Consider the following 12,628-nt stretch of genomic DNA (forward strand, 5'->3'; position numbering starts at 1 on the left):
GCCGGGCGCGTTTGACGGATCATTTGGCGGGGAGCACCCCAAAGCCCTGCTTGGTGAAGAAGGGCGCGCCCTCGGGGCCGCTCAGCCAAGCCAGAAACTTGCCGGCGGGCTCCTTGGCGGTCGCTGTCAGCGCGATGGGATAGCGGATCGGCGCATGGGTGTTTTCGGGGAAAGTGGCGACGATTTTCGTCTCCTTGGCCGCCGCCTTGGCGTCGGTGAGATAGACGATCCCCAGCGGGGTCTCTCCGCGCGACACATAGAGCAGCGCCGAACGGACGCTGTCGGCGAGCGCCAGACGGTTTTGCACGGCGTCCCAGATGTTGAGCTTGGTCAGAGCCGCCTTCGCATATTTGCCGGCGGGGACGCTGGCGGGATCGCCCACGGCCATGCGGCCGTCTTTCAGCGCGCCGGTCACGCCTGCGACCGTCAGCTCCACCTTGTCGGGGCCGCCGGTCGGAGCCACCAGAACCAGATCATTAGACAGAAAATCCTTCCGCGACTCAGGCTTCACCAGAGACTTGCCGGCGAGATAATCCATGCTCTCTTCGTCCGCGCCGATGAAAATATCGGCGGGGGCGCCGGCCTCAATCTGGCGCGCCAACGGGAAGGAGGCGGCGTAGGAGACGGAGATCTCTTCGCCGGTCTTGGCCTTCCAGGCGGCGGCGGCTTCGCCCAACGCGTTCTTCAAGCTGGCCGCGGCGAAAACGGTGACGGTGGAGGTGTGCGCGGGCGCCGCAGCGGGGGCGGGGTCGAGCGCCAGAGCCGGCAAAGCCGCGAGAGAAAAGGCGAGAAAGACGCCACCCGCCGAAATCTGATTGAAGAACCGCCTGTGACACATGGCTGACTTATCCTTTCGGCTTATTCGTGGCATAAGGAATCGCTGCGGCTTTTGGCGCGGCGACAAAATATGTAAAAGATTTATAGCATCGAGGACAACATGTTGGAAGCAAACCTGGGCGCATCAGCTTTCGAACAACATGCGCTGCGCGCCCAGATTTTAGGCGAACTGCACGCAAGGCCGACACGACCGCTCGAAACGCCTGCGCGCGTTCTGCATTTCGGTTTCCTGCTGGATTCCGCGCAGGCCGAGGCCGACCGCCAGGCCGTGGTCGAGGCCGCCCTGTCGCGCGGACAGCCGGGCCCCGATGCGCAGGCGCGCCAATATCGCGTCGAAATGGCCGGCGTCAGCCTGACCTGGGAGCGTCACGGCGAATTCGTCACCCACACCTGGGAATTTTCCAACGCCGAAGCGCAGACGCTGTTCAACCCCACGCCCGCCGCGCTGATGCAGAAGGTGAAACTGCTGCCGCAGCCCGGCCCGCTGCTGGTCGCCGCTGACCTGCACCTGATCGCCGGCGAGGGCGACCCTTCGAAAATCACCGAGATCTTCGACCCGCTGCAACCCGCGGTGAGCGAGGCCAATCACGGCCGCGCCCTGATCGCCTCCGATTTCGCTCCGGATACGTTTGGCTTCGTCCGCATCGCGCTCGTCAACCGCTCGATGCCGCCCATGGCGGCGGGCCGGCTGGCGCAGCGCCTGCTGGAAATCGAAACCTACCGGACGCTGGCCCTGCTCGGCCTGCCGGAAGCCCAACGCCTGGGTCCGCCGACCCGCGAAATCGAGCGCGAACTGCCGCGCCTGCTCGCGGCGATGAACCACGCTCAGGGGGTTCAGCAGAACTCGCAATTGCTCGACGATCTCACCGGCCTCGCCACCCAGCTCGAAGCCGAAGCCGCAATCAGCCAATTCCGGTTCGGCGCCACCCACGCCTATAACGATCTGGTGCTGGAGCGCCTCGAAGCCATCGACGAAACCGCCCTGCCCGACTATCCGAGCTTCAACGGTTTTCTCACCCGGCGCCTGCAACCGGCGATCCGCACCTGCTTCAACATGGAAAGCCGCCAGGCCGAACTGTCGCGCAAACTGTCGCGCGCCGCCGACCTGCTTCGCACCCGGGTCGACACCGAAGTCGAGCAGCAGAACGGCGACTTGCTGCGCAAGATGGGAGAGCGCGTGCAATTGCAACTGCGCCTGCAGCAGACGGTCGAAGGTTTGTCCGTCGCGGCGATCACCTATTACATCGCCAGCGTCATCATGAAGATGCTGGAAGGCGCGCACGAAGCCGGCGCGCATGTCGACCCGACCATCTGGACGGGCGCGGCGATCCCCTTCATCGCCGCCTTCGTCTGGTGGACGGTGCGCCGCATCCGCAAGCGCCACGAAGCCGAGTGAGGCCCATCGCGTCGGGCGGTCCGATCGCCCGACGCGCAAAACTCAATCCTTGCGCCAGACGAACAGTGAACTCAGCGCGAAATTCCACACCGAGCCCATGACCACGCCGGCCAGAGCCGCAAAGGTGACCAGACCGTAGCGGTGAAACAAAAATTCAGCGATGCCGACATTGGCCACCGCGCCGATGGCGCAGACCGCGTAGAAATACAGCAATCCCAAAGCCAGCGGCCCCAATCCCTTGATCTTGGCGTCGCGATAGGTGATCGCGTTGTTGATGAAGAAATTGGTGGTCATGGCGACCAGCACCGCCAGGCTCTGGGCCATCTCAAAACTCACGCCAAGCGCCAGGGCGGCGTAAAGCGTCGCCATATGCACGCCGACGCCGCTGGCGCCGACCAGGGCGAAGAAGATGAAGCGCACGGGAATGCGCCCGCCCGAGGCCTTGTTCAGAAGCAGTCCGACGAAATCCAGGGCCACCTTGGCGTCGAGCTTGGACTCGCCGGCATGGCGCTCGCGAAACGTGTAGCCGACCTCCGCAACCACAAGCGGTTTGGGCGCGGAGGCGACGAGATCGGCCAGAATTTTAAAGCCCGCCGGGGTCAGGGCGGGCGCGCAGGCGTCGACGATGTCGCGGCGAATCATGAAAAACCCGCTCATCAGGTCGTTGAACTCGGCCTTGAGCGCCTTTTTCGCCATGCTGGTCGCGAATCGGCTGATGAAGGCGCGCCGGGCCGAAAATCCTTCGTCGGCGGACCCGCCCTCCACATGGCGGCTGCCCACCACGAGATCGGCGCCGCCGCGGATTTTTTCCAGCATTTGCGGCAGAATGCGCTCGTCGTGCTGCAAATCGGCGTCCATCACCGCCACGACCGGCGCCGAGGAGGCGAGCATGCCCTCGATACAGGCGCCGGCGAGGCCGCGCCGATTGACGCGGCGCAGGCAGCGCACGCGCGCATCCTCCAGCGCAACGTCCTTGGCGAGCCGCCAGGTGCCATCGGGCGAATTGTCGTCGACCACGATCATTTCCCAGGCGACGCCGGCGAGCGCCGCATCGACGCGGCGCAAGAGCTCGCGCAGGTTGGCGCTTTCGTTGAAGGTGGGAATGACGAGGGAGAGTTCGGCGGCCACGGCTCAAAGCTTCCTGTGGGCTATCTTTTCAGGTTCGAACTCTGCTAGCTGCATTGCGCTGGACAGTCCAGCCAGCCGGAGTTTTCGAACACATGGATCACCCGCCTTCCGCCGCCGCCGCTCTGCCGCCTGCGGGCCATGCGGCGCTGTTGGGCACGCCGGAGCGGCGCGTCGTCGCACTGATCCTGTGCGCCACCATGCTGCGTCTCGTCTTCGCCGGTTCGCTCGGCCTCGGCATGGACGAGGCCTATACGGTCGCCACCGCCCGTGATTTCGCGCTCAGCGGCTTCGACCATCCGCCGCTCGCCTGGTGGCTGTCGACCCTGGCGCAAAAATTTCTCGGCCAGAGCGATCTGGCGCTGCGCCTGCCCTTCATCCTGCTCTCCGCCCTCACCACAGCGCTGATGTTTTTGCTGACGCGCCGGCTGTATGGCGCGGAAGCCGGATTCTGGGCGAGTTTCGCCCTCTGCTGCTCCCCGGTGCTCGGCGTGACCGACGCGAGCTGGATCGTCCCCGACGCGCCCCTGCTGCCTGCCCTGCTCGGCGGCGCGCTCGCCCTCTCCCACGCCTTTTTCGACGAGGACCGCAAGGCGCCGCGGTGGTGGATCATGGCGGGCGTCTGCTCCGGCCTCGCCATGCTGTCGAAATATCACGGCGTATTTCTGCCCGCCGGCGCCTTCCTGTTCCTGCTTGTCAGCCCGCGCCATCGGTTCTGGCTCAAAACCCCATGGCCCTGGCTCGCCGGTTTTTTGGCGCTCGCCCTGTTCTCCCCGGTCCTGATCTGGAACGCGCAACACAATTGGGTGTCGTTCCTGTTCCAGGGCGGCCGCACCGGCGCGCCGCATCTCAATTTCGGCGCGCCCTTCATCCTGCTGGGCGCGCAAGCCCTGTTCCTGCTGCCCTGGATTTTCCTGCCCTGCGCCTGGATGTTTGTCCGCGCGCTGGCGCGTGGCCCGAAGCGGGAGCGGGATTTTCTGCTCGCCTGCCTCGCGGCGGGACCGATCCTGCTGTTCACCCTGCCGGCGCTGTGGTCGTCGAACCGCCTGCTGCCGCACTGGGCCGCGCCGGGCTATCTTCTCATTCTGCCGATGCTCGGCCGCGAAATCGCCGATCTTTTCGCAAAGGGCGCCCCCTGGATCAAAAGGCTCGCATTGGGAACGGGCGGCCTGATCGCGGTCCTGATCCTGACGCTCGCGCTGCTGAACCTCGCGCGACCGCCACTGCTGGCGGGCCCGAAATATCCGTTTCAGGAAGCGCTCGACTGGACCGATTTTTCCAACGCCTTTTTCGCCCGCGGCTTGGACCGGGAGGGGGCATTCATCGGCGCGCAGCGCTGGTTCGAGGCCGGCAAGATCGACGCGACGCTGGGGGGCGGCTTTCCGGTTCTGTGCCTGTCCGAGGACCCGCGCGGCTTCGGCGCGACCCGCGACCCGCAAAAATTTGTCGGCCGCGACGCCATCCTCGTCGGCCGCGCGCTCACCCCGGAGAAGGCGCGCGAACTCTACGGCAAACATTTTGACTCGATCGAGCCGCTGCCGCCGATCGCGATCACAGCGAACGGAAAAACGGCCTTCGAGCTAAAAGTCTACAAGGGCCGCAATTTCCACGACCCCGCGCCGGAATTTTCGCTGGGGCTGACCAAACACTAATGTATCTTGGCGTGATACAGGCCCTTGCTTGGCGTATCACACCATGATACATTCCGCTCCATAATGCGGAAGGCGGGACGATGGGGATCAAGAGCTTCAAGTCCCCGGAGTTGCAGCACATCCTTGATCGCAAGCGCCCCCGGAGTTTTCCGTCGGACCTCGTGAACATCACGCGGCGCAAGCTCGTCATGCTCGCCGCGGCGTCCCAGCTCCAGGACTTGCGGGCGCCGCCCGCCAACCGCCTTGAGGCGTTAAAAGGCGACAGGGCCGGACAGCACTCCATTCGCGTGAACGACCAGTTCCGACTGTGCTTCCGCTGGACAGACTCCGGAGCGGAGGATGTCGAATTTGTCGATTACCACTGAGGAGGACGCCATGTCGAAACTGCCGCCCATCCACCCCGGCGAAATCTTGCGGGAGGAATTTTTGACGCCCTTGGGCCTGTCGGCCGGCAAGGTGGCGCTGGCGATCGGCGTTCCCCGCACCCGCATCGAGCGCCTGGCGAAGGAGCAAGTCGACCTTTCGCCCGACACGGCGTTGCGCCTCGCCCGGTTTTTCAGAACAACGCCGGCGTTCTGGATGGAAATCCAGAGCCGCTACGCCCTCGAATCCGCCGAAGACGCCATCGCAAGCGAACTGGCGAAAATCGAACCGATGCTTGAACGCGCGTGAGCGGCGGGGTTACCCGCCGATCCTTGAAAAATCCGCCACCAGATGAATCGCGCGGCGCAGTTTCGACAGCAAGCTCAGTCGGTTCTTGCGCAGCTCCGGCTTGTCGGCGTTGACCGTCACCTTGTCGAAGAACGCGTCAGTTGGCGCGCGCAGCGTTGACAGGGCCTGCATGGCGGCCTCAAAATTTTCCGCCTTGAGCGCCGCATCGGCCTCCGCCGTGGCGGTTTCCATCGCCGCGAACAAAGCCCTTTCTTCCGCCTCGACGAGCAGATCGCCGGAGGGCGCGGCCTCGAAGGCGCCACCCCCGTCCTTCTTCTCCTCGGCTTTCAAAATATTGGCGGCGCGCTTGTAACCGGCGAGCAGGCTCGCCCCATCCTCGGTCTTCAAAAAGGCGTCGAGCGCCTCGATCCGCCGCACGATCAGCACGAGATCATCCCCGCCGAGCGCGAACACGGCATCCAGCAGGTCGTGGCGGGCGCCGCGATCTCGAAGGTCGATCTTCAGACGATCCGCGAAGAACGCTTTCAACTCCCCTTCAACACCAGCTGCTCGAAGATATCCCTCACCAGTAGGAGCAACAATCTCTCCGCGTTCCGTCCTCCTCCGCTTCGCGAGGCCGACTGCGATATCAAGGTGCTTAACCGTCATCAGATATTCACGGGCGGATAGAGCATCAATTTCTGGGTCGGGTTCCGTTAAATGCCAAGCAAGGGCACCATCGATTAGGTCAGCAAGCCGCAGACGCAGCCCGTTCTCCAAGATGATCCGGATCACCCCCAAAGCCGCGCGACGCAGCGCAAACGGGTCCTTGCTCCCGGTCGGCTTCTCATCGATCGCCCAAAATCCAACCAGCGTGTCCAGCTTATCCGCCAGCGCCACGGCCACGCTCACCGGCGCATTGGGGATGCGATCGGTCGGCCCCTGCGGCTTGTAATGTTCCTCGATCGCCGCCGCGACCTCGGCATCCTCGCCCTGCAATTCGGCATAGCGCCGGCCCATCAGCCCCTGCGTCTCCGGGAACTCGCCGACAACCTCGGTGACCAGATCGGCCTTGGCCAGTTCCGACGCGCGCGCCGCCTTTTCCGGATCAGCCCCCACCTTGGGCGCCAGCTCCCGCGCCAGCGCGATGATGCGGTCGACGCGCTGGCCCTGCGTGCCCAGCTTGGCGTGGAACACGATGTTCAGCGCCCGCAGCTTTTCCAAGCGCTGATCCAACGGCGGCTTGCCCGACGCGGAAAAGTCCGGCAGCGGACCCTGGTCGGTCTGCCAGAAATACAAAGCATCCGACAGACGCGCCCGCACCACGCGGCCATTGCCCGCCGCGATCGCCTTGCCGCCGTCGCTTGCCAAAACGTTCGACACCAACAAAAACTTGTTCGCCAAGCCGCCGGTCGCTGGATCGCGCAGCACAAAACATTTCTGGTTGGCGCGGATGGTGGCGCGGATCACCTCGCCGGGAATGTCCAAAAACCCGGCGTCGAACTCGCCCATCAGCACGACGGGCCATTCCACGAGCCCGGCGACTTCGTGCAACAAACCCTCGTCCTCGACCAGCTCCAGCCCCTGGGCAAAAGCCAGGTCCTTGCAGTCGTGCAAGATGACGTCGCGCCGCCGCGCCGGATCGAGGACCACCTTGGCGTCGTACAGTTTCGACACGTAATCGTCGAACCGCCGCACCTTTAGCGCCCCCGGCGCCAAAAAACGGTGACCAAAAGTGACATTGCCGGCCTTGATGCCGCCGACCTCGAACGGAACGATTTCTGGCTCTTCGGTCTCCGGCCCAAAGGTGGCGACGATGGCGTGCAGCGGACGCACCCAGCGCAGCGGATTGGCCTCCGCCGAGGCCGCGCCCCAGCGCATGCTCTTCGGCCAGGGGAAATTCTTGATCGTCGCGGGCAAAATCTCGGCCAACACGTCAAGCGTCGGCGCGCCCTTCTTCTCGATCACGGCGACATAGAACTGGCCGCCTTTTTTATCGGTGTCGATGCGGGCCTCGTCCAGCGACGCCAGCCCCGCGCTCTTCAAAAAGCCAGCGACCGCCGCCTCGGGCGCGCCGACGCGCGGCCCCTTCTTCTCCTCGCGCTGGTCGGGCTGGCTCGGCGGCAGGCCGACAATATGCAGGGTGAGACGACGCGGCGTCGCGAAACTGGTGGCGGCTTCGTACAGCAGCCCGCGCTCGACCAAAGCGTCGGTGACGAGTTTTTTCAAATCCGCCGCCGCCTGCGCCTGCATGCGCGCGGGGATTTCCTCGGAAAAGAGCTCAAACAGAAGATCGGACATCGTTTTTCCTTAACCGACCAAACCCGCGCCGTCCGTCTTCAGCCAGGCGGCGCCGCACGCCTTGGCCAGTTCGCGCACGCGCAGAATATAGCTTTGACGCTCGGTCACGGAGATCACGCCGCGCGCATCAAGCAGGTTGAAGGCGTGGCTCGCCTTGACGCACTGGTCATAGGCCGGCAGCACCATCAGATGTTTGTCGTCACGCTCGCCAAACGCCAGCAGAGCCTTGCACTCGGCCTCGGCGCGCTCGAAGTCGCCGAACAGTTTTTTCACGTCGGCGGCCTCGAAATTGTGCCGCGAATATTCCTGCTCGGCCTGCAAGAAGACGTCGCCATAGGAGATGCGCGCGTCGCCGTCCAAGCCGTTGAAATTCAGGTCATAAACGTTCTCGACGCCCTGCACGTACATGGCGAGGCGCTCCAAGCCATAGGTGAGTTCGCCCGACACGGGAGAGCATTCCACGCCCGCGACCTGCTGGAAGTAGGTGAATTGCGAGACTTCCATGCCGTCGCACCAGCATTCCCAGCCCAGGCCCCAGGCGCCGAGCGTCGGGCTCTCCCAATCGTCCTCGACGAAGCGGATGTCGTGCAGCACGGAATCGACGCCAATCGCCGCCAGCGATTGCAGGTAGAGGTCCTGCAAATTGTCCGGGCTCGGCTTCAGGATCACCTGGAATTGATAATAGTGCTGCAGCCGGTTGGGGTTTTCGCCATAGCGCCCGTCCTTGGGGCGGCGCGAGGGCTGCACGTAAGCCGCTTTCCACGGCTTTTTGCCGAGGGACCGCAACGTGGTCGCGGGATGAAACGTGCCGGCGCCGACCTCCATGTCATAGGGCTGGAGCACAACGGCGCCCTGCCGCGCCCAAAAAGTTTGCAGCGTGAGGATGAGGCCCTGAAAACTCTTCTTCGGGTCGAGGGCGGACGGGTTTTGAGTCATCGTTTCCCTATTTGTGCGGCGGCGGGCGCAAACTAGAGGCCCGGCTTGCAAAGGGAAAGCCGTTTTTTGGCCGGCGCCGTTCAGGCGGCATTCACGGCCGACCTGTTAAGAATTTGTCAATCAAAACAGGAGGTCAGACATGACCACAGTGAGCGGCGTTCTCAGGACTGCGACGCTTGCGGGCGCGCTGGCGCTGGCGGCGCACCCCGCGCTCGCCTTTGGCGGACACGGAGGCGGCATGCACGGCGGCGGCGGGTTCCACGGGGGCGGCTTTGGCGGCGGCGGTTTCCACGGAGGCGGCTGGCATGGCGGCCACGCCGGCTGGGGCGGCGGCGGCTGGGGCTGGGGCGTCCCCTTCGTCGGCGTCGGTATCGGCGGCCCCTGGTACGGCGGCGCCTATTACGACGATGATTACGGCGGCTGCGCGCTGCGCCGCGTCCAGGTGCAGACCGCTTACGGCCTGCGCTGGCGCACGGTGCGCTACTGCTATTGATCGAACAATTTTCGCCCGTGGCGGTGGATCGCCTCCGCTACGGGCGTGAACGCGCCGTCCTCGCCATGCAGGACGAGCCCCGGCAGCAAAGCCAGCGGCGCCTTCGACCCTTTTCGCCCGCGCACCACGACCCGAATGGCGGCGCTTCCGGCGCGCGGAAAAATCGGAACGATTTCAAGACCGCCGAGTCGCCCGCCAAGCCCGGCTAAAATCTCGCCCAAAGCATCGGCGCGATGGATGAGCACAAAAACGCCGCCGGGGCGCAACAGGGCGAGCGCGGCTTTTAGCCACAGGGCGAGCCCCCCCTCGCCCAACACATGCGCCATCGCCCGGTCGGCGTCCGGCGACGCGCGCGACGCGCGCGCCTCCAGAAAAGGCGGATTGGTGACGACGAGGTCGGCGGCCTCGACCAGCCCCGCCGCTTTGCGCGCCGACGCGTCAAACAGATCAGCTTGCAGCACCTCCGCCCGCTCGGCAAAAAAATTCGCTTCAATATTGCGGCGGGCGTCCTCGGCGGCGACGGAATTCTTCTCCAACAGCACGACGCGCGCCTCCGGATTGGCCAGCGCCAGCGCCAAACCGACAAAGCCCGCCCCCGCGCCCACATCCACGATCAGCCCGGACGGCAGCGCCGGCGCAGCGGCCGCAAGCAGGACCGCATCGGTCCCGACGCGGTGCCCCGTCCGCTGAAACAGTTTTATGCGCCCGCCAAGCAGCAGGTCTGGAGAAGAATTTTCCGGCATGGGCGGCGATCCTAGCGGGACGGACGTAGGTAAGTCGAATCCCCTCCCTGCTTGCTCCCGCCCCATTAACGACCTATGGTCGGCGGCGAAGAAAGCTTGACGGCGAAGCGTAAAGCTTTTGGCCGCTGGGGGTTTAAGTCTTGGGTGTTGTCGTTTCCTTCGATGAAAAGTCCGCCGATCCTGGCATGGAAGCTCTCGTCGGCCTTGTCGCCGCCGACATGAACCGGGTCAATCAGACCATCCTGGCCCGGACAGGCTCCGACGTGACGATGATTCCCGAGGTCGCCACTCACCTGATTTCCTCCGGCGGCAAGCGCCTGCGCCCGATGCTGACCCTGGCGACCGCCGGCATGTGCGGCTACCAGGGCGAAGGCCATATCAAGCTCGCCGCCGCCGTCGAATTCATGCACACGGCCACCCTGCTCCATGACGATGTCGTGGACGAAAGCGACCTGCGCCGCGGCAAGGCCGCCGCCCGCAAATTGTGGGGCAACGAGGCCAGCGTGCTCGTCGGCGACTTTTTGCTGGGCCAGGCCTTCCGCATGATGGTGGAAGTCGGCTCGCTGCCCTGTCTCGACGTTCTCTCGGTCGCCGCCACCGTGATCGCCGAAGGCGAGGTGATGCAGCTCGCCGCCGCCAAGGACACGGCGACCACCGAGGACGCCTATCTCGCGGTCATCCGCGGCAAGACGGCGGAATTGTTCGCGGCGGCCGCGGAAGTCGGCCCGACCGTCGCGCTGCGCCCCAAGGCGGAAATCGCGGCCTGCCGCGCCTATGGCATGAATCTCGGCATCGCTTTCCAGCTGATCGACGACGCGCTGGATTACGGCGGCACCGCCGCCAAACTCGGCAAGAACGTCGGCGACGATTTCCGCGAGGGAAAGATCACCCTGCCGGTCGTCCTGACCTTCCGCCGCGGCAACGAGGCCGAGCGCGCCTTCTGGCAGAGAACCCTTGAAAACGGCGAAATCGGCGAAGGCGACCTGGAAAAGGCGCAGGGGCTGATGACCAAGCACCGCGCCCTGGAAGACACGATCGAACGCGCCCGCCACTATGGCGCGATGGCGCGCGACGCCATGGGCATTTTCCCGGATTCGCCGTGGAAGCGCGCGCTGATCGACGTGGTCGATTTCTGCATCAGCCGCGCGCATTAAGAGCGGCCGCTTCACTCCCCTGAGGAGGTGCGCAGCGCCGTCTCGAAGGGCGAGGGCGCCGCTGCACCGGGCGCCTCAACAGCTGAAGCATGGTTCGAGACGGCCGCCTTTGGTGGCCTCCTCACCACTTGGGCGAGGCGTCAGCCGAAATAATCCCGCAAAATCCGCCCATAAATCCGGGTGAGCGCGTCGATATCGGCGACGGGAACGCGCTCGTCGATCTGGTGCATGGTTTTGCCGACCAGCCCGAACTCCAGCACTTTTCCATGCTGCGCGATAAAGCGCGCATCCGACGTGCCGCCGGAGGTCGAATATTCGGGACGCCGCCCCGTCTCCGCCTCGATGGCCGAGGCGACCAACTCGGTAAACGCGTCCGGCTCGGTGATGAACGACACCGCATTACAGGGGTCGAACTCCAGTGAAAATTTTTCCGCCGGCCGCGCGCTTTCCAGCCGCCGCACAATCTCGGACTTCAGCGTCTCGGGCGACCATGCGTCATTAAACCGCACGTTGAAGCGCACCAGCGCCTCGCCGGGAATGACGTTGGTCGCCGCATTGCCAATGTCGATGGAGGTGACCTCAAGGTTCGAAGCATCGAACCAAGCCGTACCCGCGTCGAGCGGCGTCTCCTTCAGCGCCGCGCACAGCGCCAGCACATGGCCGACAGGATTGTCCGCACGCAAGGGATAGGCGACATGGCCCTGCTTGCCGATCACCCGCAGGCGACCGTTGAGCGAGCCGCGTCGGCCCACCTTGATCATATCGCCGAGTTCATTGGGATTGGTGGGTTCGCCGACGATGCAGTGATCAAATTTTTCCCCCTGCTCCGCCATCCAGCCCAGCATTTTGACGGTGCCGTTGATCGCCGGCCCTTCCTCGTCGCCGGTGATCAGAAAGCCGATGGAGCCGCGCAAAGGGGTCTCAGCGACATAGGCCAGAGCAGCGGCGGCGAAAGCGGCGATGCCGCCCTTCATATCGGCGGCGCCACGGCCAAAAAGCTCGCCGTCCAAAATCTCGCCGGCAAACGGATCGGCCCGCCATTTTTGGAGATCGCCCGGCGGCACGACATCGGTATGGCCGGCGAACAGCAGATATGGCGCCCCGGTCCCGATGCGCGCGTAAAGATTGTCGATATCCGGCGTGCCGGGTTCCGAGAACGGCAGGCGGCGACAGACAAAACCCGCCGCTTCAAGCCGGCGCTGCAACACGTCGAGCGCGCCGGCGTCGGCGGGGGTCACCGAGGCTTTGGTGATCAGATCGCGCGCCAGCGCGACGCCGGGGCTCAAAGTCGTCATCTCGTCGTTCCAGTGACGGCCCTCCTTCTCCCCTTGCGGGAGAAG

12 protein-coding genes are annotated in these 12,628 nt (G+C 64.8%); 6 read left to right on the plus strand and 6 right to left on the minus strand.

Features of this window, described 5'->3' with window-relative positions; all coding sequences use genetic code 11:
• Nucleotides 1-19 precede the first annotated feature (19 nt).
• A complete protein-coding gene (gene modA, locus M2320_RS06955; protein WP_264596643.1) occupies nt 20-838 on the minus strand; it encodes a molybdate ABC transporter substrate-binding protein in 819 nt (272 codons plus the stop codon).
• Nucleotides 839-937: 99 nt separating this feature from the next.
• On the opposite strand from modA, the gene M2320_RS06960 reads away from it, so the two are divergent.
• Nucleotides 938-2,233, plus strand: coding sequence for a DUF3422 family protein (locus tag M2320_RS06960; RefSeq protein WP_184430271.1), 1,296 nt, complete (start codon nt 938-940; stop codon nt 2,231-2,233).
• Nucleotides 2,234-2,275: 42 nt separating this feature from the next.
• On the opposite strand, the gene M2320_RS06965 is transcribed toward M2320_RS06960, so the two are convergent.
• The gene (locus M2320_RS06965) at nt 2,276-3,361 is read right to left on the minus strand and encodes a glycosyltransferase (RefSeq protein ID WP_264596644.1); all 1,086 of its coding nucleotides are present in this window, start codon (nt 3,359-3,361) and stop codon (nt 2,276-2,278) included.
• A 92-nt stretch (nt 3,362-3,453) separates the two neighbouring features.
• Between M2320_RS06965 and M2320_RS06970 the strand changes: the two genes are divergently transcribed.
• The 3 genes from M2320_RS06970 (at nt 3,454) to M2320_RS06980 (ending at nt 5,682) form a co-directional block, all read left to right on the plus strand.
• The gene (locus M2320_RS06970) at nt 3,454-5,010 is read left to right on the plus strand and encodes an ArnT family glycosyltransferase (protein WP_264596645.1); all 1,557 of its coding nucleotides are present in this window, start codon (nt 3,454-3,456) and stop codon (nt 5,008-5,010) included.
• A gap of 80 nt (nt 5,011-5,090) precedes the next feature.
• Complete coding sequence (locus M2320_RS06975; protein WP_264596646.1) at nt 5,091-5,375, plus strand: type II toxin-antitoxin system RelE/ParE family toxin; 285 nt, start codon at nt 5,091-5,093, stop codon at nt 5,373-5,375.
• A 10-nt stretch (nt 5,376-5,385) separates the two neighbouring features.
• A complete protein-coding gene (locus M2320_RS06980) occupies nt 5,386-5,682 on the plus strand; it encodes a HigA family addiction module antitoxin (RefSeq protein WP_264596675.1) in 297 nt (98 codons plus the stop codon).
• 9 nt (nt 5,683-5,691) lie between these two features.
• On the opposite strand, the gene glyS is transcribed toward M2320_RS06980, so the two are convergent.
• Complete coding sequence (gene glyS, locus M2320_RS06985) at nt 5,692-7,962, minus strand: glycine--tRNA ligase subunit beta (RefSeq protein WP_264596647.1); 2,271 nt, start codon at nt 7,960-7,962, stop codon at nt 5,692-5,694.
• A gap of 9 nt (nt 7,963-7,971) precedes the next feature.
• On the minus strand, nt 7,972-8,898 hold the full coding sequence (locus M2320_RS06990) for a glycine--tRNA ligase subunit alpha (protein WP_264596648.1): 927 nt from the start codon (nt 8,896-8,898) through the stop codon (nt 7,972-7,974).
• A 139-nt stretch (nt 8,899-9,037) separates the two neighbouring features.
• Here M2320_RS06990 and M2320_RS06995 point away from each other — a divergent pair, with 139 nt between their 5' ends.
• Nucleotides 9,038-9,391 carry a hypothetical protein gene (locus tag M2320_RS06995; protein WP_264596649.1) on the plus strand — a complete coding sequence of 118 codons (354 nt, stop codon included), beginning with the start codon at nt 9,038-9,040 and terminating at the stop codon, nt 9,389-9,391.
• Here the strand turns inward: M2320_RS06995 and M2320_RS07000 are convergent.
• Complete coding sequence (locus M2320_RS07000; RefSeq protein WP_264596650.1) at nt 9,385-10,134, minus strand: tRNA1(Val) (adenine(37)-N6)-methyltransferase; 750 nt, start codon at nt 10,132-10,134, stop codon at nt 9,385-9,387. The two genes, M2320_RS06995 and M2320_RS07000, sit on opposite strands and share 7 nt — an antisense overlap.
• Nucleotides 10,135-10,319: 185 nt before the next feature.
• Between M2320_RS07000 and M2320_RS07005 the strand changes: the two genes are divergently transcribed.
• Entirely contained in the window at nt 10,320-11,288 is a 969-nt protein-coding gene (locus M2320_RS07005; protein WP_425540658.1) for a polyprenyl synthetase family protein, read from the plus strand.
• Between the two features lie 140 nt (nt 11,289-11,428).
• On the opposite strand, the gene dapE is transcribed toward M2320_RS07005, so the two are convergent.
• Entirely contained in the window at nt 11,429-12,583 is a 1,155-nt protein-coding gene (dapE, locus tag M2320_RS07010; RefSeq protein ID WP_264596651.1) for a succinyl-diaminopimelate desuccinylase, read from the minus strand.
• Nucleotides 12,584-12,628: the final 45 nt, after the last annotated feature.

The sequence above is a fragment of the Rhodoblastus acidophilus genome (assembly GCF_025961575.1).
Lineage (GTDB): Bacteria > Pseudomonadota > Alphaproteobacteria > Rhizobiales > Beijerinckiaceae > Rhodoblastus > Rhodoblastus acidophilus_C.